23 protein-coding genes and 1 pseudogene are annotated in these 23,964 nt (G+C 41.5%); 14 read left to right on the top strand and 10 right to left on the bottom strand.

The annotated features are described in order from the left end of the window. Positions 1-8: 8 nt before the first annotated feature. Positions 9-458 (top strand): annotated as a pseudogene (locus QSJ46_RS17470) (SMI1/KNR4 family protein); the annotation flags it as partial. Between the two features lie 135 nt (positions 459-593). Here the strand turns inward: QSJ46_RS17470 and QSJ46_RS17465 are convergent. After that, the gene (locus QSJ46_RS17465) at positions 594-1,358 is read right to left on the bottom strand and encodes a MurR/RpiR family transcriptional regulator (protein WP_041087125.1); all 765 of its coding nucleotides are present in this window, start codon (positions 1,356-1,358) and stop codon (positions 594-596) included. A gap of 148 nt (positions 1,359-1,506) precedes the next feature. On the opposite strand from QSJ46_RS17465, the gene QSJ46_RS17460 reads away from it, so the two are divergent. Then, entirely contained in the window at positions 1,507-3,093 is a 1,587-nt protein-coding gene (locus tag QSJ46_RS17460; RefSeq protein WP_047204222.1) for an alpha-glucoside-specific PTS transporter subunit IIBC, read from the top strand. Positions 3,094-3,110: 17 nt separating this feature from the next. Next, positions 3,111-4,436: a 6-phospho-alpha-glucosidase gene (locus QSJ46_RS17455; RefSeq protein WP_039177012.1), complete on the top strand. Its 1,326-nt coding sequence runs from the start codon at positions 3,111-3,113 to the stop codon at positions 4,434-4,436. A gap of 96 nt (positions 4,437-4,532) precedes the next feature. On the opposite strand, the gene QSJ46_RS17450 is transcribed toward QSJ46_RS17455, so the two are convergent. Then, positions 4,533-4,904: a hypothetical protein gene (locus tag QSJ46_RS17450; protein ID WP_039177014.1), complete on the bottom strand. Its 372-nt coding sequence runs from the start codon at positions 4,902-4,904 to the stop codon at positions 4,533-4,535. 184 nt (positions 4,905-5,088) lie between these two features. Between QSJ46_RS17450 and QSJ46_RS17445 the strand changes: the two genes are divergently transcribed. Continuing rightward, complete coding sequence (locus QSJ46_RS17445; RefSeq protein WP_047204221.1) at positions 5,089-5,526, top strand: Rrf2 family transcriptional regulator; 438 nt, start codon at positions 5,089-5,091, stop codon at positions 5,524-5,526. A 64-nt stretch (positions 5,527-5,590) separates the two neighbouring features. Then, the gene (locus tag QSJ46_RS17440; RefSeq protein ID WP_285605097.1) at positions 5,591-6,502 is read left to right on the top strand and encodes an NAD(P)/FAD-dependent oxidoreductase; all 912 of its coding nucleotides are present in this window, start codon (positions 5,591-5,593) and stop codon (positions 6,500-6,502) included. 10 nt (positions 6,503-6,512) lie between these two features. Here the strand turns inward: QSJ46_RS17440 and QSJ46_RS17435 are convergent, their stop codons facing one another. Further along, complete coding sequence (locus QSJ46_RS17435) at positions 6,513-6,713, bottom strand: hypothetical protein (RefSeq protein ID WP_285605096.1); 201 nt, start codon at positions 6,711-6,713, stop codon at positions 6,513-6,515. A gap of 113 nt (positions 6,714-6,826) precedes the next feature. Between QSJ46_RS17435 and QSJ46_RS17430 the strand changes: the two genes are divergently transcribed. Continuing rightward, positions 6,827-7,474 carry a DUF3885 domain-containing protein gene (locus tag QSJ46_RS17430; RefSeq protein ID WP_285605095.1) on the top strand — a complete coding sequence of 216 codons (648 nt, stop codon included), beginning with the start codon at positions 6,827-6,829 and terminating at the stop codon, positions 7,472-7,474. Between the two features lie 33 nt (positions 7,475-7,507). On the opposite strand, the gene QSJ46_RS17425 is transcribed toward QSJ46_RS17430, so the two are convergent. Further along, entirely contained in the window at positions 7,508-8,836 is a 1,329-nt protein-coding gene (locus QSJ46_RS17425; RefSeq protein ID WP_039177025.1) for a 6-phospho-beta-glucosidase, read from the bottom strand. 197 nt (positions 8,837-9,033) lie between these two features. On the opposite strand from QSJ46_RS17425, the gene QSJ46_RS17420 reads away from it, so the two are divergent. Beyond that, positions 9,034-9,765, top strand: coding sequence for a MurR/RpiR family transcriptional regulator (locus QSJ46_RS17420; protein ID WP_039177027.1), 732 nt, complete (start codon positions 9,034-9,036; stop codon positions 9,763-9,765). Positions 9,766-9,782: 17 nt separating this feature from the next. On the opposite strand, the gene QSJ46_RS17415 is transcribed toward QSJ46_RS17420, so the two are convergent. Continuing rightward, entirely contained in the window at positions 9,783-10,982 is a 1,200-nt protein-coding gene (locus tag QSJ46_RS17415) for an MFS transporter (RefSeq protein WP_047204217.1), read from the bottom strand. A gap of 145 nt (positions 10,983-11,127) precedes the next feature. On the opposite strand from QSJ46_RS17415, the gene QSJ46_RS17410 reads away from it, so the two are divergent. Further along, positions 11,128-11,607, top strand: coding sequence for an aminoacyl-tRNA deacylase (locus QSJ46_RS17410; protein WP_285605094.1), 480 nt, complete (start codon positions 11,128-11,130; stop codon positions 11,605-11,607). Between the two features lie 34 nt (positions 11,608-11,641). Here the strand turns inward: QSJ46_RS17410 and QSJ46_RS17405 are convergent, their stop codons facing one another. Continuing rightward, positions 11,642-12,550 (bottom strand): LysR family transcriptional regulator, encoded by a 909-nt coding sequence (locus tag QSJ46_RS17405; RefSeq protein WP_285605093.1) that lies wholly within the window; start codon positions 12,548-12,550, stop codon positions 11,642-11,644. A 103-nt stretch (positions 12,551-12,653) separates the two neighbouring features. Between QSJ46_RS17405 and QSJ46_RS17400 the strand changes: the two genes are divergently transcribed. Then, positions 12,654-13,856 (top strand): MFS transporter, encoded by a 1,203-nt coding sequence (locus QSJ46_RS17400; RefSeq protein WP_047204215.1) that lies wholly within the window; start codon positions 12,654-12,656, stop codon positions 13,854-13,856. A gap of 64 nt (positions 13,857-13,920) precedes the next feature. Here the strand turns inward: QSJ46_RS17400 and QSJ46_RS17395 are convergent, their stop codons facing one another. Continuing rightward, positions 13,921-15,000 (bottom strand): DUF3900 domain-containing protein, encoded by a 1,080-nt coding sequence (locus QSJ46_RS17395; protein ID WP_039177040.1) that lies wholly within the window; start codon positions 14,998-15,000, stop codon positions 13,921-13,923. Between the two features lie 200 nt (positions 15,001-15,200). Next, the gene (locus QSJ46_RS17390) at positions 15,201-15,350 is read right to left on the bottom strand and encodes a DUF1540 domain-containing protein (protein WP_072367870.1); all 150 of its coding nucleotides are present in this window, start codon (positions 15,348-15,350) and stop codon (positions 15,201-15,203) included. 354 nt (positions 15,351-15,704) lie between these two features. On the opposite strand from QSJ46_RS17390, the gene rfbF reads away from it, so the two are divergent. The 5 genes from rfbF to QSJ46_RS17365 are packed head-to-tail and all read left to right on the top strand — an operon-like array spanning position 15,705 to position 20,486. Further along, the gene (rfbF, locus tag QSJ46_RS17385) at positions 15,705-16,469 is read left to right on the top strand and encodes a glucose-1-phosphate cytidylyltransferase (protein ID WP_285605092.1); all 765 of its coding nucleotides are present in this window, start codon (positions 15,705-15,707) and stop codon (positions 16,467-16,469) included. A gap of 4 nt (positions 16,470-16,473) precedes the next feature. Beyond that, positions 16,474-17,445, top strand: coding sequence for a GDP-mannose 4,6-dehydratase (locus tag QSJ46_RS17380; RefSeq protein WP_039177044.1), 972 nt, complete (start codon positions 16,474-16,476; stop codon positions 17,443-17,445). Between the two features lie 12 nt (positions 17,446-17,457). Next, entirely contained in the window at positions 17,458-18,369 is a 912-nt protein-coding gene (locus QSJ46_RS17375; RefSeq protein ID WP_041087151.1) for a putative nucleotide-diphospho-sugar transferase, read from the top strand. Beyond that, positions 18,366-19,556 (top strand): glycosyltransferase family 2 protein, encoded by a 1,191-nt coding sequence (locus QSJ46_RS17370; protein ID WP_285605091.1) that lies wholly within the window; start codon positions 18,366-18,368, stop codon positions 19,554-19,556. Before QSJ46_RS17375 ends, QSJ46_RS17370 begins: the two co-directional genes overlap by 4 nt. After that, complete coding sequence (locus tag QSJ46_RS17365; protein WP_047204211.1) at positions 19,557-20,486, top strand: putative nucleotide-diphospho-sugar transferase; 930 nt, start codon at positions 19,557-19,559, stop codon at positions 20,484-20,486. A 36-nt stretch (positions 20,487-20,522) separates the two neighbouring features. On the opposite strand, the gene QSJ46_RS17360 is transcribed toward QSJ46_RS17365, so the two are convergent. Both QSJ46_RS17360 and pbp4 read right to left on the bottom strand, forming a co-directional pair. Beyond that, the gene (locus QSJ46_RS17360) at positions 20,523-21,761 is read right to left on the bottom strand and encodes an MFS transporter (RefSeq protein ID WP_047204210.1); all 1,239 of its coding nucleotides are present in this window, start codon (positions 21,759-21,761) and stop codon (positions 20,523-20,525) included. Between the two features lie 148 nt (positions 21,762-21,909). Next, the gene (gene pbp4, locus QSJ46_RS17355) at positions 21,910-23,949 is read right to left on the bottom strand and encodes a penicillin-binding protein PBP4(5) (RefSeq protein ID WP_285605090.1); all 2,040 of its coding nucleotides are present in this window, start codon (positions 23,947-23,949) and stop codon (positions 21,910-21,912) included. Positions 23,950-23,964 lie beyond the last annotated feature (15 nt).

Raw genomic sequence — 23,964 nt, 5'->3', positions numbered from 1 at the left:
TATTTCATTTGAAACCATTTTGGGATAAAGACAGTGAAAGCGAAGAAATATTTAAGAAAATCGATGAGAAAGGTATTGCAAAAGCGGAAAAGAAGCTAGGCGTCATCTTGCCGGATACATATAAAAAACTGATTCTCGAACAAAATGGCGGGTATACCCTGCATAACGCTTTTCCCACGGACCAACCGAATGGATGGGCAGAGGATCATGTGTCATTTGATCATTTAAGAGGAATTGCCAAGAATGAAGGCATTATGGATAGTGATTATTTAATAGAAGAATGGGAATTGCCTGAGGGACTTGTGCTCATTTGTGGAGATGGTCATACGTGGATTGCATTGGATTACAGAGAAACAAAGGAACATCCGCCGGTTCATTACTTTGATCTAGAATATGAGACGGATTTCAAATTAGCAGATTCGTTTGATGAACTGCTTGCTGGGCATTATACTGCTGAATAGGAAAAGGCAGCCGCAAGTAGATATATTTCATTAAATCCGCTGTTATACAGTGTTTTTTGAGAGAGACAAAAGAGTCTCTCTTTTTTTTGCGAAGCAACATTGAATCTCTCTCCAAAACGGTACCTGTTCTGTTTAAGTCCTATTATTCAATTGCTTCACTTTCCACTCACTAAATTTTCTGACGATAATATCTGCCACAATGTAAAATGGCAGAAAGCTGGAGTTGTCCACTTTGTTATATAAGTGAAACGGGGTGCTGCTTACATAGATGTTAAACATGGCATTTTGTGCAAGGAGGTTATTCCTTAATGTGGTCATGCTGATAAATTTGATATGTCTCGTTTTCACCAATTGAATGATTTCATCTAAATTCTTCGATTCACCTGATAAAGAAATGATAAATAAAAGGTCATCCTCACCAAATTCAATGATTCCATCTGTTAAGTCCCGCTTGCTTCGTAATACTTGAGATTTCTTATGCAGTGACCATAGCTGCCGCTGTACATCATTGGCCAAATCGAGTTGTGCAGTTCCTGTACCATAAATATAAATATACGGTGCGCGATCTATCAGTTGATTTAATTGATGAAAGTCCAGCTGCTCCATATATTTTCTTGTCTGCCGGATATCTTGATCAAGCAGCTGCATTAAATCTTGTGTTGTCTCTTCAGTGAAAGCATTTAATTTCACATAAGACTTTAAGTCACTATAGCCGTCGAACCCTATTTTCTTGGCAAGCCGATGGATGGATGAGATGGAAGTATGAGCATAACGGGCAAGGTCCTGAATTTTCATTGTCTTCATTTCTTCAAGATGATCATGGATCGTTTTAATAATGTGTAGGTCATTCTTATTTAAATCTTCGAAGTATTCATTAACCAGCTTGTCCAGTATCATGCGATGTGCCCTCCAACATGAAAATATTTTCTTCCTGTGAAAATATAATCTAATGTTACAACTTGATTTCTAAATACGTCAAACCTATTGGTTTTTGTAAGCGCTGCCTTTACAGTGGTGTTATGGATCAAGCAAAGGGGTAATGCTTATGAATGCAATCAAGCGGTTTGGCAGTGCTATGGTAGTTCCTGTACTTTTATTCGCGTTTTTTGGTATTGTTGTCGGCCTCGCGACTTTATGTAAGAATCCAGCGATTATGGGGGAAATGGCTGCAGAAGGTACGATGTGGTATAAGGTTTGGACACTGATTGAAAGCGGAGGATGGACGATTTTCAATCATATGGAATTAGCCTTTGTGATTGGATTGCCTATCTCACTTGCAAAAAAAGCGCAAGCCCGTGCAACGCTCGCAGCTTTGATGATTTATCTCGTATTTAACAATTATATTCATGCTATTTTGACACTTTGGCCGTCTGCTTTTGGTGTTGATTTATCGCAAGGTGTTGAGAATGTAGCGGGGGTAAAAGAAATTGCGGGTATACCTACGCTGGATACAAGTATCATTGGTGCGGTGATGATATCTGGAATCGTCATTTGGATCCATAATCGTTTTTATGATCAAAAGCTGCCTGAAATGCTTGGAATTTTCCAGGGGCTTGTATTTGTTGTCATCATCGGATTCTTTGTGATGATTCCTATTGCTTTTGCCGTTGCGTTTGTCTGGCCCTACGTTCAGCAGGGAATTCAATCTCTCCAAGGGTTCATGGCACAGTCTGGTTATATTGGTGTCTGGCTGTTTCATTTCTTGGAAAGGGTGTTAATTCCAACAGGACTTCACCATTTTATATATACACCTTTTGAGTTTGGTCCAGCGGCTGTAAATGGTGGGTTAAAACCATATTGGATCGCTCACTTAAATGAATTTGCGTCCTCAACTTCCGATTTGAAGGATCTTTATCCATACGGATTTTTATTACATGGGAACATTAAGATGTTCGGCTGTTTAGGGATAGCTCTAGCCATGTATTTTTCTACACCGAAGGAAAATAGAAAAAAGGTTTTGGCTTTGGTATTACCCGCCACATTGACAGCCATATTTGCGGGAATTACAGAACCGCTTGAATTTACGTTTCTATTTCTCGCGCCTTATTTATTTGTCATACATGCACTTCTTGGAGCCACCATGGTGACAATCATGAATATGTTTGGTGTTGTCGGCATGATGGGTTCCGGGCTGATTGAAATAGCTGCATTGAACTGGATTCCGCTCTCTTCAAATCATGGAGGGGTTTATCTAATCCAAGCGATGATTGGACTTCTCTTTACTGCATTGTATTTTGTCATATTTAGATGGATGATTGTGAAATTTGATATTCCATTACCAGGACGAAAAGATGAGGAGGAGACGAGACTATATACCAAACAAGATTATGAGAGTCATAAAAAAGCTCATGACAAAAAGGAATCACCCGTTTATGCATCAGAGTATGAAGAGAAAGCCGTTTATTTCTTAGAAGGCCTTGGCGGTAAAGAAAACATTAAAGATGTGACAAACTGTGCCACACGACTGCGTATTACAGTGATTGACCCTAGCTTGGTGAAAGATAGGGACTACTTTACAGAAAATAAACTGGCACACGGCATGGCTAAGAGTGGTCAAAGCATTCAAATCATTGTTGGCTTAAGTGTACCGCAAGTAAGAGAGTCCTTTGAGACTAAACTTTCATTAGATTGAAAAAGGAGCTGGATATCATGAAAAGATTTAATATTACCATTGCTGGAGGCGGAAGCACATTTACACCGGGAATCATTTTGATGCTGTTAGACTATTTAGAGGAGTTCCCAATTCATACAATTAAACTCTATGATAATGATGAAAATAGACAAAAGACGATTGCAGATGCATGTGAGATTATGTTAAAAGAACGAGCACCAGAAGTACGATTACTGGCAAGCACGGACCCAGAAGAAGCGTTTACTCAAGTCGATTTTGTGATGGCACATATTCGTGTCGGAAAATATGCAATGCGTGAATTAGATGAGAAAATTCCATTGAAGCATGGAGTTGTCGGACAGGAAACATGCGGTCCAGGCGGGATAGCTTACGGAATGCGTTCTATTCCAGGTGTATTAGAACTTGTCGATTATATGGAAAAATACTCACCTGAAGCTTGGATGTTAAACTATTCGAACCCTGCAGCGATAGTAGCAGAGGCAACACGTAAGCTAAGACCGAATTCTAAGATTTTAAACATATGTGATATGCCAATTGGCATCGAAGAATTAATTGCAAAAAATTTAGGCTTATCTTCACGGAAAGAACTAGAAGTAGATTACTATGGTTTGAATCACTTTGGCTGGTGGACAGATATTCGAGATAAATCAGGAAATAGCTTAATGCCTGAGGTGATTAAGCATGTAAGCCAGCATGGTTATGCAACAGATGGAACATCTGAACTAGAACAGCAGAAGAGCTGGAACAGCACATTAAAAAAGGCCAAAGATATTCAAGCGCTTGATCCAAAAACGGTCCCTAATACGTATTTGAAATACTATCTATTTCCAGATGAAGAAGTAGCACATTCCAATATAGAATTCACACGTGCCAATGAAGTCATGGAGGGACGGGAAGCTTTTGTTTTTAGTGAGTGTCAGGCCATCATTGATAAAGGAACTGCAAAGGAAACAAAGCTGACCATTGATGAGCATGCTTCCTATATCGTTGATTTGGCAAGAGCCATTGCTTTTAATAAAAAAGAACGGATGCTGATGATTGTAGAGAACAATGGCGCCATTAGAAACTTTGACCCAACAGCAATGGTCGAAATTCCTTGTATCGTTGGCAGCAATGGTCCAGAAAAATTAGTAGTTGGAGAAATTCCTAGATTTCAAAAAAGTCTCATGGAGCAGCAAGTTGGCGTAGAAAAATTAGTAGTAGAAGCATTTGAAGAAGGGTCCTATCAAAAACTATGGCAGGCCATCACATTATCGAAAACGGTGCCGAGTGCAAAAGTAGCAAAAGATATTTTAGACGACTTAATTGTGGCAAATCAAGCATTTTGGCCAGAATTAACATAACAGGAGAATAAGCAATATGGGCGTGACAGTGCTCATATTGCTTATTTATTGTGATGGAGACGAAAAGACCCCTTACCAAAAGGGGCCCGTCATTCCTTACTCCGCACTCTCCTCAACCTCACGGCTATCCTCAGTTTCACCAATATAAATAGGGCCGTTTGCGTGGTCGATTCGGATTGGCCATTCGTATGGAATTTGAAGACGTCTAGCGATGGCTCTCCAGAATTTTGTGGAATCCAATTCGAATTCTTGGAAGTCTTTTAATAAGTCTTTGTAAGACGAGCCATCAAATTGAATGTACATATCTTGAAGGCGCATGAACGCGACATGTCTCACTTCTAGTGCTGCTGCGGCTTCCATTTCTTCTTCTGTTGCTTCTCCGATGATTGTACCTGCGGGCGGTAGCATGTCGTATACGTTAAATTCCTCTTCTTCTTCGTGTGCTGCATTGTGCTGTTGATCTGACATTTTTCTTCACTCCTTCTCGTTTTCAAGCAAAACTTTATTCCGTGCTTACTTCTATTATCGGAAGGAAATGTGAAATGTGGAATGAAAAGAGGAGCAGATCCACAGCACTTGCTTTTTTCTCTTGAATCATCTATGATCAATTACAGATATAAAAGGTCTATAATAGATAGAAAGGAGTTTCCTCATGAAATATTCTAAAGCGACCAACTATGCGCTACATACGATGGTGTTTTTAACTCTGGCGCCAAAAGGTAAAGCGATTGGCGTTGAGCCACTTGCTAAGATGCAAGACCTTTCACCAACCTATTTATCCAAAATTTTAACAAAGCTTGTGAAGGCGGGATTGATTGAATCAACACCTGGTGCAAAGGGAGGATACACCCTTATCAAACGAAAGGAAGACATTTCGTTTTTAGATGTCATTCAGGCTGTAGAAGGACAAACGAATTTATTTCGCTGCTCTTTAGATCATGACTCCTTCATGCCTCATGATGGCTGTTTGATTGAACAAGTCATGCAGGATGTGGAAACGAAAATGCAGGAGACGTTAAGTCAAAAACGGTTAATTGATATTGCGAACCAAATTGAGCAGACAGAAAAAAATCCATTTTTCAAGATGTGATTTTTTTGAACTAATTATAGATATTAAGAGTCTTTAAAGTCTTTAATAAAAAGGAGAGATTGATATGTTATTAGATTGTGCGATTATCGGAGGCGGGCCAGCCGGATTAAGTGCAGCACTTGTTGTAGGACGAGGCAGAAAGCAGGTCATTGTATTTGATGATGAACTCCCAAGAAATCGAGTGACGCAGGAATCACATGGATTTATTACAAACGATGGAATGACACCATTTGAGATTAGACAAGCCGGAGAGGCAGACCTTCAAAAATACCCTAATATTAAAATCAAACGAAATAGAATTGTTGATATACAAAAGAAAGAGGAAAGCTTTACGTTACTGACACACGAAGGGGATGCATTCGAAGCGAAAAAAATCATCTTGGCAACTGGACTTCAGGATATACTTCCAGAGATCGATGGAATTCATGATGTGTACGGAAAAACGTTGTTTAGCTGTCCTTTCTGTGATGGATGGGAATTAAAGGACAAAGCACTTGCCCTCATTGCAGAGAATCAGCGAGCCTTGCATATGGCTAAGCTTTTATCCAATTGGACAAAGGATTTGATCGTGTTTACGAATGGGCACATGTTGGCTGAAGAGGACAAGTCACTTCTGACGGCGCATTCTATTCAAGTCATTGATGTGCCTATTGTATCGATTGATCATGACAATGGTGAGCTGCGCTCTCTCCAGCTTGCAAATGGGGAGACAGTGAAAAGGGAAGGCGGTTTTGTCGCAAGTGAATTCAAGCAGTCAGCGCCATTTGCCGAAAAGCTGGGCTGTCAAATGACGAAGAATGCGGGGATTGAAACAGATATTCTTGGACATACAACCGTCAGTGGAGTCTTTGCATGTGGTGATAATTTAGGCGGTCCTGCTCAGTTAGTTCTTGCAGCAGCAGCAGGGAGCCAGGCAGGAATGGGCGTCATTCATGAACTTGTGCAAGAAGAGTTTGAAGAAAAAACATCTCTATGAAAAGAGATGTTCAGCGGAGAGCGGTTTTCCGTTTTGCTAAGACGTGAGCTGTCCATTCAAAAAGTGCGTAGATCACAAAGAAGATCAGGATCCAGCTGCTGGCATCGACCCATACATTGGTGATATGAATGATGTTCGCCTGATCAAGTCCAGTCTGTATCCACATAGTGATCAATGCGGTGAGGAACACCTGTAAAAAACATTTTTTCAATTGGTTACACCTCCATCTCTTTCTATCATATAAGAAATGACAGTTAATTTCCAATTGTTTCCCTGTATGTTTCAACGGTAAAATAAGAAATAAAATCAATGGAAGGACATGACATGAGCGATCAAACAAATAGCTTTTTAAAAAGTCATTTTCCTGATCTTGTCCTCACCCCGCCTCTTTTTTATGAGTGGTCTATTGGGCTTCGCTTTGAAGTGGCAGATTGGTCATTAGGAAAGCAATCAGTTGTATTAGAAAAAGCGGGAGATCGTGCTTTTGAGATTGTAAAATATGCTTTTGATTCAGAAGACGAAATGCTGCTTGTAACGGATGTGTATACAGAACATGAACATGAATTAACGAAGCGTAAGCTCTTGGTATATCAAAAATATGTGCATCGGCAAGTAAGGAAGCGGTTGCGTCACGAGCTTTTGACTTATGTACGTCCAGAAATAGAAGATTCACTGACATTAGAGAGATTTACACTCAAATGCCAGCTGCAAGACATTCGATTGCGTCCGCTTCTCCATGCGATCTGCCAGGAGGACTTCTATGCACCGAATCAAATTTTGAAGGGGAAGCTTAGATATGAAATTTACCTAATGAATGTCTCGAAAAAAATGATTTTTCACTTATATGATGATCGAGGCTGTGATCTCATCGCGGCAGAGCCAGAGCGTTTAAGACCAGTCTATGAAGGCTTACAGCACTGGCTATTAGATTATGATCGCCCACAGATGGACCGGCTATTTACAGCCAAATAAAATAACCGCACTTTTGACAAGTGCGGTTTCTTTTTATGCTTCTACTTTATTGAAAAACTGTGGCAAATATTCTTTGTGTGCTTCTAGCATTTCATCTAGGATGCTTTTTGCAACAGCATCTGATGGGACAAGCGGGTTGATGGTCATTGCGACAAGGGCTGTGTTGTAATCGCCTGTCACAGCTGCTTCAGCGGCTACACGTTCAAAGGATTTAATTTGAGAAATGAGTCCTTTGACAGCGACCGGCATTTCACCAACAGCGATTGGTTTAGGACCGTCTTTTGTGATAACGCAGTTGAGTTCAACGGCAGAATCATTTGGAATGTCACTGATGGCGCCATTGTTAATCGTGTTTACAGGCTGAATGTCATGTTTATCGTTATAAATGGATGCAATTAAGTTACAAGCTGCATCACTGTAGTAGGCACCGCCTCGTTTTTCAAGCTGTGGCGGCTTGATGTCTAGATCAGGGTCTTTGTAAAGCTCGAACAGATCATTTTCTAATGCGCGAACGACTTCTGCACGAGTTCCTTCGTTTGCTGCTGCTTTCTTTTCCTCAGCCAGCATATCACTTGTTTTGTAGTAGTAACGGTGATACGGACAAGGAATAACGCCAAGCCCTTTTAAGAAATCAGCATCCCACGGAATCGCTTGAATGTTGTTCATCGACATGCTGGAGTTTGGATCAGCCATGTCTTCGATCACTTGGTCCATGATGCTTTTGCCGTCTAAGAATACATTGAGTCCAAAGACCATATGGTTTAATCCAGCAAAGCTGACTTCGACTCTGCTTGCGTCGACATCAAGCCCTTTGGCGATTCCCATGCGAATGCCGATCGGCACGTTGCATAAGCCAACGACTTTTCGATGGTTTGAATAACGAAGTACGGCTTCAGTGACCATACCAGCTGGATTTGTGAAATTCACAAGCCATGCATTCGGGCAAAGCTCTTCAATATCTTTGACAATATCAAGAATGACAGGAATGGTGCGAAGCCCTTTGAATAGACCCCCTGGACCATTTGTTTCTTGACCAATGACATCATATTTTAAAGGAATGCGTTCATCCTTCATACGTGCTTCAAGAAGTCCGACACGGAATTGTGTTGTAACAAAATCAGCATCTACAAGCGCTTTTCTGCGATCTAATGTTAAATGAACCTCGATTGGAAGTCCTGCTTTTTTGACCATGCGTTTTGCAAGATTTCCGACGATCTCAAGCTTTTCTTTTCCCGCTTCAATATCAACGAGCCAAAGCTCGCTAATCGGAAATTCATCGTATCGTTTAATAAATCCTTCTACAAGCTCTGGTGTATAGCTTGATCCTCCGCCAATTGTGACAACCTTTAATCCTTTTGCCATGCTCTGCACCTCCGAATAATGTAACGCGCAATGTTATAATAGAAAAAAGTCTTTTTTATTTTGTACATCTATAGCTTATCGTGAGAGCATCTCATGCGTAAATGACTTCAGCGTCTTTAGGCAAGGGTGCCCTATTTAGAGATTTGTTACATAAAAGAAACACCTTGTGACATGTTGTTGGAGAAAGGGGAAGTCAGATGTTTTCAAGTGAGGTCATTTCCAGCTTTAATGAACTAGAAAGCGCTTTATATCGATATATCATGGAAAACAGTGAAAAGGTCGTATACATGAGAATTCGAGACCTTGCAGATGCTGCACATATTTCCACCTCGTCTGTCCTTCGTTTTTGCCGAAAAGTAAATTGTGAAGGCTTTTCAGAGTTTAAAGTGAAGCTCAAAATGTATTTAGAATCAGAGCAGACACCCTCTTTAAAAAGCACACAGCACTTTCTATATGAATTTATTGAACGAACATTAAAGGGAGACTTTGAGGGGAAAATTAAGGAGGCAGCGAAACTCATTGCTGAGGCAAAAAATGTGCTGTTTATCGGGACAGGCAGTTCGGGCATTTTGGCGCAGTATGGGGCGAGGTACTTTTCAAGTCTTGAGAAATTTTCATTTTACATCAATGATCCGTTTTTCCCGATGAATATGCAGTATTTAGACAATAGTGTCACTATTGTGCTGTCTGTATCAGGGGAGAACAGTATTACGATCGATCATATTTCAAAGTTAAAAAGGGAAGGCAGCACAATCATTAGTATTACGAATAACCAGCACTGCACGATTTCGCGCATTTCAGATTTAAATATTGCTTACTACGTCACAGATGAGCGGGTCCACAGAGCCAATATCACCACACAGACGCCAGTTGTGTATATTTTAGAAGCAATGGCCCGTGACATGTTCGCGATGTTAAAAGAAAAGTAAAAGAGCCGCTGCATGAATCAGCTGCTCTCTTTTTTCTGCTTCATAAAAGAAAGGATGGCAATACCAGAACAGACGAGCACAAACAGACCGCCTAATAAATACACAAATCTCGCTCCGAATGTATCAGCAATTAATCCAACAAAGAAAATAGATAAACTGACAGACATAGAAGAGAGAACGTATTGAGCCGAATACACCTTTGATAAATCATGGACTGGCGTTTCTGTTTGAAGAATGGTTTGCTGCGAAACATCCCGAATTTGATAGGCAGGCCCCATCAAAATACAAAGCAGTAATGCAAGCCATGGCAGGCTGTTTAGCGAAAATAAAATGGTCAATATTGCATAGATAAAAGAGCCTGCAGCCATAAATATGAGAAGGTGTTTTTGAATAGACTGGTTTAGCCATGCAGCCAAGAGTCCGCCTAGAATGGCACCTATATAATAAGCGGCATTGATATATCCCCACCATTCCGCACCTTCCTTTAAAACAAGTGTGACAAAGGCAAGCGTAACCGGCCCGACCCACAAAGCACCTGCAATATTTTCACAAACATCCATGAAGGTCAGGGTGCGAACAGTTTTGTTTGTCCAAATGATCTTCCAGCCATCTTTGAACCTGTTCATCTTATTTGCTTTTTGAACCGTGTTTTCTTGCTTGAGTAGAGAAAAAACAGGGATGATAAATAGATAGGACAACACAATCATGAAACAAGAGGCCCACATTAAATAAAATGGACCAATCAACAGAACGAGCATTCCAGTAAACGAATAGCCGGCGATTTGAACAGATTGATAAAAAACGGAAGCTGTACTGTTCGCTTTCACAAGCTGATTTGTTGGTACAAGCATCGGCATGATGGCCTGTAATAAAGGGCTGATGAATCCGCCTGTGATGGAAATTAAAACGAACGCGCTAAACAGCCAGACGAGGTGCTGCTGAAAGAAATCAAATTGGGTCGTGAACACGACGAGCATCCCAATACGTAAAAGAGGGACCCATTTCAATAGACGCTTGGCTTGAAAGAGATCTGTCAAAACAGGAGAGAGGAGTCCAGCCAATAGCTGACATAGCGTTCTTATGAGCGGAAATACAGCCGCATAGGCGACAGATTGTGTATCTTGATAAATAACTAACGTGATCGTCATCAAAAATAAAATATCACTCAACATGAGAAGGCTTTTACTGCTTGTATAACACCAAAACTTGTTTCCCATATCAAACCGGCTCCTTTTCAAAAACAAGTTTAGTATAGCATGATGATGATGTGTCCATAGGCTTTCCATTGAAAAATACATCTTAAGGATGAGAAGATTGTGATAAGCTAAATGAAGGACATTGTAAGGAAAGGGGTTCAATCACTTGAGAAAATTACCTGCACATGACTTTTTGGACAAACATGGTATCCCATATGAGATCAAAACATTTTCTGCCGAAACAGAAAAAGGAGCAGCAAATGTAGCGGCAGCCCTTGGTTTTCGTGAAAGACAAATGATCAAAACATTGATCTTTGAAACAGGAGAAGGGGAGCAGCTGCTTGTGATGGTTGGCGCTGACCAGCATATTAAGTCAGGGAAACTAAAGAAAGCGGCCGGCTCCCGTAATATTAAAATGGCTTCACCGGAGAAGGTTCTTGAAGTGACGGGCTATCGAATTGGTTCGATTCCGCCGTTTTGCTGGCAGCCAGAAGGATTCCGCACGATCATTGAAGCTTCATTATTAGAGGAAGACATATTAGGAGTTGGAGCAGGTGAATGGGGAAATGAAATCCTCATCACACCAGAACAATTAGTGAAAGCCTCAAAGGCTGTACCGTTTGACATCGTGCAGCCAGCCGAATAGAAAAAAAGTGCCTGTTTTTGGAGCAGGCACTTTTTTAATTGGCAGCAGGCGTAGTGAATGGACCGATACCTTTCATTTGCAGGAAGGCATCCACGGTTCTATTTTCTTCAAGATCATTCGCTCGTTTGCACACAACAACCGGTCTGACAATTTCAATGTCTTCGATGTACACGCGCCCAATTTCTTTCCGCTTGAGACTGCCTTGAACCGCATCACGGGGAACAAGTGTGATACCATATCCAGCTTTGATCATTTGTATCGCTTCATGAACACCGCTGAACTGTAAGTCCACGGTCGGTTTTTTGATCCCTTTCGAGGTAAAAAGAGAAAAAAGTTTATCTCTTGTGGAACTGCCTTCTTCTCGCATCAAAAAAGGCTCCTTGCTAAGGCGCTCTAGCGGGACGGTTTTTCCGTTCAATGGATGGTCTGCCGGGACAATAAAATCATAGCTTAAATTCGTTAAATGAGAGGTGAGAATCTCCTCATGGTGCAAATCCTCGATCACAGCGATGGCCACATCTGATTCATATTGAAGTAGGCTTTCTAAAACCTGAGCGGAGTTTCCACTTTTTAATTCAATTTCCGTTTCAGATGAAGCTGTTTTAAAAGCAGCGAGCCAATCTGGCAGTAAAAAGTTGAGTGGTACATAGGTAGAAGCGATGCGGAGCCGCCCTTTTTTTCCGTTTTGTAAAAGTGTAATCTGATATTCTACTTCCTTTTCAGCCTCGAACACTTGCCGGGCATAAGGGTATAGAATTTTCCCCATTTCCGTAAGTGTAATACCTCTGCCATTTCGTTTAAAAAGACGGAACCCGATCTCACTTTCAATGCTTCTAAGCTGAGCCGTCACAGCGGGCTGTGTCAAAGATAGCACGTCTGCTGTTTGTGTAACACTTTTTGTCTCTGCGACCTTTGCAAAAATTCGAAGGGCATGTAAATTCAACTTTGCACCACCTATCAATTATTTTGATGGTTTAATCAAAAACATTCATTAGATTTATTATAAGGCATCCCTTATTGTAAAGATAGCGAAGGGGGAAGGGAAAATGGATCAACGTCAAAAGCAAGTGGTGTCAATATCGCTTATCACAGCATTTGCACTGATTGGGGATTCAATGCTTTATATTGTTCTTCCGATCTATTGGAAAGAGATTGGTTTATCATCTATTTGGGAGGTCGGGCTGCTGCTGTCCATCAACCGATTCATTCGCATCCCGCTAACACCTGTCGTTTGGTGGCTCTATCGGTTTGTCCCAATGAAGACCGGTGTATTGATCGCTATATTGATTGCATCAGTAACCACAATGCTATATGGTGTGAGCGGTTTTTGGCTGCTGCTGATCTGCCGCTGCGCTTGGGGGCTGGCATGGACGTTATTGCGTATGAGTGGAATGAGATTAATTGCTGAGATGGACGAAGGCTCACAGGGGCATTATACGGGCATTTATAATGGGCTTTACCGGCTTGGCAGTTTATTTGGCATGTTATTTGGCGGAATATTTGCCAGCCTGATCGGCTTCCAGTCCATGACGCTTGTTTTTGGTTTACTCACATTACTAGGGGTCATTTTTTATGTCTCTTTGGATGAGATTGAAAAGGGAGAAGAGGGGCAGGTGTATCAAGTCATCAAACAGAGGTGGCTTGTACGAGATGTTGTAAAAGTATTAATGACAGGTATGCTGATCGCACTTGTGATACAAGGGTTATTCGCATCAACACTCAGTCATGTCATTGAAGCAAGGATCGGTGATGGTGAATTTGCTCTGTTCGGCTTTGTCATCGGAGCTTCGGCTTTAAGTGGAATCATTCAAGCGCTCAGATGGGGGTGGGAACCATTTGTAGCACCGAAAACGGGCAGATGGTTTGATGGCCTTGTGATGAAGGAACGAACGCTTTGTTGGATGTTTCTTTCATTTGGAGGTCTCAGTCTTCTGGCGGTCATGCTGAAGGTAAGCGGCTGGTTTCTTGTGATGCTGCTTTTGATCCAGCTGCTGTCAACAGTCTTAACGACATTAACAGATACGCTTGCCTTTCAAAAAGCCTCTGCTCAAACCGATAAAAACCGCTTCCTCGCAAGCTATTCCTTTGTTCAAGATATGGGAGCGGCTTTAGGACCCTTGTTCGGATATACGCTGATTCAGTTTTTTGGATCAAGCAGCGTCTTTTGGCTGATGCTCATCATAAGTTTATTGCTTGTCAGCATGTGGGCAAGAGGCAGGGAGCTGCATGTTTCTTCTGATCCAGCATAATAAATTCAGGTCTTATACAAAAAAACTGCCTCTTGCGCTGAATGCAAGAGGCAGTCATGGTTTCTTATTCTACATCTGAATCATAGGCTTTTTGCGTCAGCTGGCTGACCACCTCTTTTAACCCATTTGGTTTATGAAACTCAACAGGTGTGCTTCCTTTTTCGAAGACGATTTGATCTGCTTCAACGAGCACGACATACCGATTGTTGAGCTTTGCAATATGGATCGAGTGGCCAAAGTCTGCTAGAAGACCTTTGATTTCCGTCTCGCCTAGACGCATTTTCATTGTGATATCAGGAGTTTGTTCAACAATATGAGAGGCTGCTTGTGTAACCTGCTCTGTATCGAGTGTTTCTCTAATTTCTCGTTTTTCACTCGCTTCCCATATTTCAAGATCCTCTTCAAACTGCTTTAATTCTTCACTTTCATCCTGTAATGTTTCAAAAACCTGTTCCTGTACCATATTCATGACCTGTGATTTCATGATTTCAGGCATGGATTCACCGTATTCGACGAACTTCAAAAAGTCCTCAAAATAACGAGCGTGTGAGGATTGGTGAATTTTCACTTCCGCTTCCTCAGTCATGCCCTCTTCTGGCATAAACGGGTATTGAATTGATTTCATGTTTTTTGTCGTAATGGCCATTTCGACTTTTCTGATCAAGGTAGATGTATCAGCGATAGAAGCCACTTTCTGCTCGAAATCGCATTTCATAATAAAGACAAAGGAATCGTCGAAATACTTTTTAGGAACGGCAGAAGCCACTAAAAAAACGCCGCCTCTGACAGCACTTGTATCTAAATATGTGCGAACAAACTGTTCACTGCATTCATTAAACAATTCTTTTGTATCTGCAAATCTCGTTTGATGAAATAGGTTGTAGTTTGGGTTTGAGTCGAGCTCATGACCGGGTTCTACAATAAATCGGCCAATTTTGGTCGGTACTTGTTCAGATTTAGGGTGTCTGTCCACTTTTCGTTTGACGATTTTCTTCAGTTCACCGTCTAAAAAGTCCTTCAGCTCACTTTGTTCAAATTCCTCTTGATCTAGTGTTTGATAATGTTTAAATCGTTTATTTGCTTGTTCATCTTTGCCTTCGATTTCCACGACAAAGAATGATAGAAAACGTATCGTAAAATCCATTGATTGGTCACCACTTTTTCTTCTTCGGATATGTTGAGTATAGAAAAAGGAGTGAAAATCGTCAACGAATGGAGAAATATCGTGTCATTATTTCCCGAGAAATGTTTATTGAAAAACACTTGATAATAATTATCATTCTTGATAGAATGATAAAAGAAAAGAAGGAACCTGCCAGTTCCTTCATCTCAGAGAAAAATAGATTATTTTGTTTCAAATGTTTCGCAATCAGTTTCAGTATTGCGAGTCACTTCAGTCATCGTGTTTTTACCAATTTTAATGGTAGAAGCGGTACAGCTGTTTTCAGCCCAGAAACGGCAAGAGTTCACTTCACAAAGAACGTTTTGTGCCATGGGAATTCACCTCCGTGATTCATATTGAGAATGAAACAAGCTGCCACTTGAATTCATTCGATCTAGTAGTCTCTTTATAGAAAGAGGCTGTTTGTGCTGGTTATGCACATGTTTATCATACCATCTACCCTGAAAATATACAATTTAAACTTTGAAAGAGCGAGAATATGAATCTCGCTCTTTTTTTATTTGTAAAAATAGTTAAATGCTAGGTGGCACACTCTCTCATTTCGACATATGAATAGAGTAGATTCAAAACCTGATGTCGGACAAAGTATGAGGGTACATGTACTGATTTTCCGCATAAAGATAGGGTTTTTAATCAAAATTTTCATAGAGAGATGAGGGGAGAAGATGAAAGCAGTCATTCTCTGCGGAGGAAAGGGAACGAGAATGAGTGAGGTCACACAAGCGCTTCCTAAACCACTTGCTATGATCGGAGATCGGCCTATTCTATGGCATATTATGAAAATCTATCAGTATTACGGTGTAGACGAATTTATCCTGTTGCTTGGTTATAAAGGAGAGAAGATCAAAGAGTACTTTCTGAACTACGACTGGCAGCACTACAGCATGCAGCTCGATATGGCGACAGGAGAAATGAAGCTTTTAGGGAAATCGGAGAACTGGAAAATCACCTTTTTAGATACAGGTGAAGATACGATGACAGGCGGACGTTTAAAGCAGGCACAGGATTACATCGGTGATGAGACCTTTATGATGACGTATGGTGATGGACTGGCCAATATCAATATGTTTCATTTGCTGAAACGTCATCAGGATCTTGGTGCAGCTGCGACTGTCACAGGCATTGAAAAGAAGTCCCAGTACGGGACACTCAAGGTGTATAACGGGATGGCACAATCCTTCTCTGAGAAGACAGACAGTATCGGGATGATCAATGGAGGATTTTTTGTGTTGTCTCCAAAGGTATTTGATTATTTAACAGACGATGATCAATGCGTGTTTGAAGCGGAGCCTCTTCAAAACCTGGCGGATGATGGAGAGCTTGCCGTTTATGAGCATCACGGATTTTGGACAGCAATTGATACGTATAAAAACCTTAAGGAAATCAATGACATGTGGACAGATGGAAAACAACCATGGAAGGTTTGGTGACAGCATGAGCGGATTTTGGAATGGAAAGAACGTATTTGTAACTGGATGTACAGGGCTGTTAGGAAGCTATCTCGTCAAGGAATTGATTGATCAAGGGGCAAACGTGACTGGACTTGTGCGTGATCAGGTGCCTCGATCGAATTTATATCAAGGCAGTCAATTTGAAAAAATGAATGTGGTGCAAGGCGCATTAGAGGATATGCAAACGATTGAACGTGCGTTAGGAGAATATGAAATTGATACCGTCTTCCATTTGGCTGCCCAAGCCATTGTTGGGGTCGCGAATAGACATCCTGTTTCTACATTTGAAGCGAATATCTTAGGGACATGGAATGTGCTGGAGGCTTGCAGAAGACAGCCGCTCATCAAACGAGTGATCGTGGCATCAAGTGACAAAGCATACGGTGATCAAGAGCAGCTTCCATATGATGAAGACATGCCATTAAACGGGAAACATCCGTATGATGTCTCGAAGAGCTGTGCAGATCTTATTTCTCATACGTACTACAACACATATGGTCTTCCGGTTTGTATTACACGCTGCGGTAATTTATACGGAGGCGGAGATTTGAATTTCAACAGAATCATTCCGCAAACCATTCAGCTTGTGTTAGAAGGAAAGGCGCCGGAAATTAGAAGTGACGGGACATTTATTCGTGATTACTTCTACATTGAAGATGCAGTGAAGGCTTATTTGCTGCTAGCTGAGAAGATGGAGGAAAAAGGGCTGGCGGGAGAAGCCTTTAACTTTAGTAACGAAATTCAGCTGACAGTGCTTGACCTTGTGGATAAGATTTTAAAGGCAATGGGAAGTGAGCTGAAGCCTCGTATTTTGAACCAAGGAACACATGAGATTAAGCATCAATATTTGTCGGCAGAGAAAGCGAGAAAGCTGCTTGATTGGAAGCCTGACTACTCCATTGATGAAGGTTTAGAGAAGACGATTGAATGGTATCGCGAATTCTTTCAAAAATAGAGGTGTAAAAAGATGAACAGCATATATTGTACGGTTCTTTCAAGTGGAAGACTTTATCAAGCCATTGCGTTTTTCTTATCGTTGAAGCAAGTAGAAGATGATGCTGTCATCAAGACGTTATGTATGGATGATGCTGCATTTGATTTGCTTCATCAAATGAATTTCCCGCATGTGGATCTTGTTCATGTACGGGAGCTCGAAACACCAGAACTGCTAGAGAAAAAAGAGGAACGGGATGCATCGGAATATTGCTGGACCTTAAAGCCGATTTGGATTGAGTGGTTATTTGAACAGGAGCAGGCAGAGAGCGTGACTTATCTTGATGCGGATTTATTCTTTTATGAGAGCCCTCAGGTTATTTTTCAACATCAGCCGAATGCCTCTGTTTTAATTTCAAGAGGGGATATTGTCATTCCAAGCTTTGATGCTGAGGAAGTGAAGATGCTTCAGAAGCTTTTAGGACGCTATAACTCAGGCTTTCTGCATTTTAAAGGAGATGAAGCCGGACGAAAATGCCTCAGCTGGTGGAAAGAAGAATGCTTAAAAGAATGTAAAAATGCACCGGGAGAAGGCAAGTTTGGCGATCAAGGATATCTGGATCATATGCCGAGGCTGTTTGACAATGTAGAAGATATTGAGACAAAAGGCGTGAATATTGGTCATTGGAACTATGGGCAGCATTCTTATCGGGAGGAGAATGGACGTATTCTTCTGGAGGATGGGCACCCGCTCATTTGCTATCATTTCAGCGGCTTTCGGATTGTGAGCAAGGATGAGATGCAGCAAATTCATGAAAAAGGACGAAATGACCTGCCGTTTTTCCAAGAAGCCTATCGGGAAGTGCTTCGCCATGTGATTGAATCTGTGGAGCAGGTCGATCCGCTGTTTAACGGCTATGCCAAACGGGAGGAGGATGACGCATGAACGAAAAGCCAAAGGTAAGCGTCATTATTCCAAGCTATAATGCCAAAGAGCGTTTAGAAGGAAGCCTTTTTTCCTTAACACTTCAGGAAACAGATATTCCATTTGAGGTCATTGTTGCCGATAATGGCTCAACAGATGGCACGATGGAAATGCTTGAGAACATTGAGGTGAACTTCCCGTTTAAAAAGGTGCGTATTCCTGTCAATCAAGGGATTGCAAAGGGGCGTAATCATGCCATTCGCGAGGCGGAGGGAGATCTGCTCATTTTCCATGACAGTGATATGCTGGCAGAACCGAGATTTATTGAAAAGCATGCAGAGGCCCATGCTGACAGAGAGGATCTCGTTATTTGCGGTGTGTGCTGGAAGCGGATTTATCGCTATTTTTACACAGCATTTGATAAAGATCATATGAAGCGGTTGAAAAAGCAAGGGCTGTATAAACGGAAAATGGAGGACAAAACGCCTTTTTTATCATTGGAAGAAGTCGAAAATGGTGCATTTCTTGAGAAAAGTTTCGATTTGCAGTCTGAGTTTATAGATATCCTGAAAGACATTTTAAATACGTACCACTATGATTTAGGTTCTTATGAGCTGCCATGGCGATTTTTTATTACAAATAACTCCTCTGTCAAACGTAAGCATGTCATGGCACTAGGGATGTTTGATGAAAATATCGTTCGGTACGGATTTGAGGATTATGATTTAGGGATTCGTCTGCATCAGCTTGGTCTCTCCTTTGAATTGCGAGAGGATATCATGAGCGTGCATCAAGAGCATCCAAGTAATTTAACGTCGTTTGATGACATCAAATACAACATTTTGTATATGTGTGAGAAGTACAACAATATTGATTCCATTGATGTCCATTTGGCTTTCTCTGGTCCGTTTTCTCATACTGTGACAAATGATATTGTGAAAGAAGTTCGGCAGCTGCGTGAGAATCCAGCATTTGATGACCTGTTATCTTATTTTTTAGAACTGATTCATTTGATCACAGAGCGGAATGTAGGCATCAAACGGGATAAAAAAGATATGCTGACAGCCAAGCATGTTCCTTTGAAAAAGCTGGCAGAAGCGGCGCAGCTTGCACGGCAGGAGTATGGCTGCACGGTACTTGTAGAAGCCATTCAAGGGCTGACGAAAGAGCTGTTACGCGTTGATTTGTTCCAAGTGGATGTGTTGTAAATGGCGTCTTATCACTTTACAACCATTGTGTCGAATACCCATGTCTTTAAGCTTTTGGCGCTGATTCATTCGCTTGAGAAAAACGCCCATGCATTCAAGCTGTCGGTTTTATGTGCAGACCCTTTGGCTTACAAGGTGTTAAAGGAGTTCCCTCACCCGAATGTTCAATATGAACAGCTTGAAGACATTGAGGATGACTCCCTGCGAAAGGCAAAAGAAGATCGTACGTTTCATGAGTATTGCTGGACGTTAAAACCTGCTTTTCTGCTCAACATTCTTGAGTCCTCAGATGCGGATTATCTTGCCCATCTGGATACAGATTTGTATTTTTATCATGATCCAGAGGCGATTTTTGCAGAGAATCCAAGCGCTCATTTATTTTTAACGGATCATATGAATTCCAAGCGGTTCTATCGTTATTACGAGTTGTCTGGCCGTTTTAATACTGGGTTTGTAGGCTGTCGTAACACAGATGTTGCCAAACAGGCAGTCACACAATGGAAAGAAAACTGTCTTGCACATTGTACAGTAGAAATGGATACAGAAAAAAAGACGTACGGAGATCAGCGGTATGTGGAAAGATGGGTTGATGATTTTGAAGGGGTTCATATCGTTGCATCTAAAGGAGCCAATGCGGCGATTTGGAACATTGAAAACTACAAACTTTCAATTGTAAAAGGGGATATGTATCTCGACGAATGTCCACTCTTGTTTTATCATTTTTCTGCCTTTACGATCATTGATGAGAAGACCTTTAATCTGAATTGGTATTACTATATGACAGAACAAAAGCTTGTGGATCATCTGTATATTCCTTATGCTGACTTGATTCATCGAAAAATCAAACAGGTGCAAAAGGTATTTCCAGAATTTCAACAGGGGTTTATTGCAAAGAAGCATGTTCCTGATACACATTTCTATGAGATGTGAAAAAGCCGCTCATATTGATTTGAGCGGTTTTTCCTTTTATGATTCATTCCATTTGGAGATGGTTTGATCGCTAGGAAGTAAGAAGGCTAGGATACCTAATATCGGTAAAAAGGCAACGCCAATCATAGTAGGCGTTAAACCGAAGGCATCAATGAATGAGCCGAGGGCAACCGAGCCGATTGCACCCATACCAAATGCCAGCCCAACTGTTAAACCAGACATTGTGCCAATTTTCCCGGGAAATAGTTCTTGGGCATAAACCACTGTGACAGAGAAGCTCGATGTCAAAATGACCCCAATCAGTCCGAGTAAAACGTACGCAAAGACAGGTCCGGCAAATGGCAGCAGCAGGGCAAGAGGGAAGGACGCCAATAGGGAAACTAAAATCACGTTTTTCTTGCCAAAACGGTCTGCAAGCGGCCCGCCTAAAAATGTCCCAATTGCACCTAGAATGAGAAATAAGAAAATATAAGTCTGTGATTCTTTAATCGTCAATCCGTACTGTTCAATCGCATAAAACGCATAGAAATTCGAAATGGCATTTCCATACCAAGAGCGGGCAAAGATGAGAAAGACGATAATGCCAAGTGCAGTGAGTGCTGATTTACGGTGAATGTCAGATCGCGCAGCTTTTGCAGGCGCTTTTTTTGCTTGCGCTCGAATGGTTTGGAGTCTTCCTGCGTACCATCTTGAAATATAAAGAAGAAAACCGACAGCAATCATTCCAACAATTGTAAACCAAGCCACGCCTGGCTGACCGAGCGGGACGAGCATGAATGCAGCGATAAGCGGAGCAAAGGCTTGACCTGTATTTCCGCCTACTTGATAGATGGACTGTGCAAGTCCTCGTCTTGGACCAGCTGCCATGTTTGCAACACGGGAGCCCTCTGGATGAAAGATCGCAGAGCCGAGTCCGATAAGAACAACGCAAAGCAAGATGGTTGCAAAGGACGGAGCAAAGGCAAGTCCGAATATACCGATAGCACTTGAAAATAAAGCAATAGGAAGTGCATAAGGCATCGGCCGTTTATCTGTGTACCAACCAATAGCAGGCTGCATCACGGAGGAGACCATATTTAATGTAAAGGCAATCAGCCCTAATTGTGTAAAGGTCAGCCCCATTGAGCGTTCTAATATAGGGAACATGGCAGGAATAACGGCTTGCAATGTGTCATTCAGCATATGACAAATACCAATAATCAATAAAATGGGATAAACCGTTGAGCCGGTGACAGATTTTTGAGGCTTATCCTTTGTACGAGCAGCAATAGCCAATGAGACTTCCTCCTTTCATTTTTCACTGTTTTCTGTTTTTGCATTCTTCTCATTTTATTCATAAGGTGAACTATAAAACAATAGCAAATTGTCATCATTTAGAAAAAAAGAGACACAAGCCCTTGTTGGAGCTTGTGTCTCTAAAGAGTTATTTGTAAAAAGAAGCAATCAAAGGCTTCATTTTTTGAACGACGAGTCCACTTCCGCCCCGGTTTTTCACCCCTTCGATCATGCCGACGAGGACATAATCTTCTTTTTTAGGATTAAACGCAAGTAAAAATCCATTTTCAGTGCCGTCTGTTGCACCTTGTTTGCTTTTCAGCTCTGCCGTTCCAGTTTTAGCAGCGATATCAGCTCCTTCGATTTGCAGGGAGTGGGCTGTACCATTTGGACTTGTCACGACCTGAGTCAAAGCGCCTTTCACTGTGTTTGCTGTGTCTTCTTTGATGATTTGTTTCGGTGATGCTGTTTTTTCATCCTGAATCACTCGAGGATAAACAAGCTTGCCCCCTGTGGCAAATGGAGAATAGGCATGTACTTGCTCAATCGGTGACATGAGTAATTCACCTTGGCCATACGCTGAGTCAGCCAGTAGGATTTCTGATTGAATTCCATCGTTCGATACTTGTGCAGGCTTCATTGTAAATGGCATGTGTAAGTCTTCGCCAAATCCAAATGCTTTCACTTTTTTCTCGTAGGTGTCTTTGCCAATTTCGAGTGCTTCCTGTCCAAAGTAAATATTGTCTGAGTACACGAGGGCATCAACCATATTTACTTTTTCTTTATCGTGAACGCGTGTGATGCGATAATTTCCCCAAGATTGATCCTTTTGCCATTTCAGTCCATGAATGGTGCGCACTTTGTTAGGCTTTGTGACACCTGTTTCAAGCCCAATGGCTGCTGTAATGGTTTTGAATGTGGACCCTGGTGCATACCGGCTCGCATATCGAGCTTGAAATGGAAGATCTGGGTTTTCACTGTATGCCTGATATTGCTTAGGTGTTATCCCGTTTGTCATAAGATTGACATCGTAGGAAGGGGCGCTGACAAGTGCTAATAGATCACCCGAAGATGGATTCATGATCGTGACGGCTCCTTTTTCACCTTTCAGCTGTTCATAGGCTTTTTTCTGTAAGGAAGCATCAATCGTTAGCTTCACGGTTTCTCCGTCTTTTCGATCTGATTTTTGTAATGTTTCTTCAATACCTGTTTCATCATGGGCGATGAGAATGCTTCCGCCATCTTGTCCTCGTAATTTTTTGTCAAATGTGAATTCAAGGCCGGTTTTGCCGATGGTTTGATCCGCTTTTAATGCCGGATTTCTTTTGATGTCATCCGCATTTGCCTTTCCGACATACCCGGTGAGATGAGCGGCTGCTTCGTTATATGGATAGTAGCGCATTTCCTTCGATTGATAAGTGACGCCTTTTACGTCTTTTGGAATCGGCTTCTGTTCTAACATCGATTTGAGCGGGACAAACGTGTCGTCAGTGACCCATGCTTGTTTCAGTTGATTGTCAATGAGTTCTTCCTCTATATCAAACGCTTTGCTGATTTTTTTGATATTGCGTTCTTTTTCTTCCCCTGTTCCGAGTTTTCCTGGGATGATGCCAAGTGCGTTTCCACCAGTTGTTTCTGCCAGTGTACGTCCTTTTCGGTCGACAATGTTTCCGCGGACAGCAGGGTCTGATTTGACTTTGATGGTATCTCCCTTTTCCATTTGCGGGAAGATGAGATTTGGTTTCCAGTCCACTTTCCACTTGCCGTCCTCTTCGGAGAGAATGCCTTTGTAAGAGAGCTTATGCAGTTTACCAAGAGACGTTTTCATCGTCACATCATAGGAGAATTGATACCCATTTCCTTTGTCCTGTTTTTCAACGTTGAGCTTTGAAATGTTCAGATCATGAGCACCAATGCCATTGAAGATATTGTCGTATTTTTCGGCTAGTTGTTTTTTTGAAAAGTCATTGGCTTTTAAAGATGCACTTGTCACCTCATCTGCCAGCTTCGTAAAGTCTTTCTTCTCCATTTCTTTCGTAAAGTTTTGAGCGGCTTTTAGCGCCTCTTTTTCTTTTGAGAAAAGATGATCCTTTAAGAAAAAGAAAGCAGCAGCAACTACAATGATGCTAAGAAGAGGGATGATGACTTTATTCTGTTTCCAAAATGATTTTTTTTGATCCGTATACAATGAAAACACCTCAAT

The organism is Bacillus sp. YKCMOAS1 (assembly GCF_030268125.1).
Classification (GTDB): domain Bacteria; phylum Bacillota; class Bacilli; order Bacillales; family Bacillaceae; genus Bacillus; species Bacillus safensis.
Note: the sequence above shows the minus strand (reverse complement) of the source record. Positions and strands in the feature narration are given on the sequence as shown.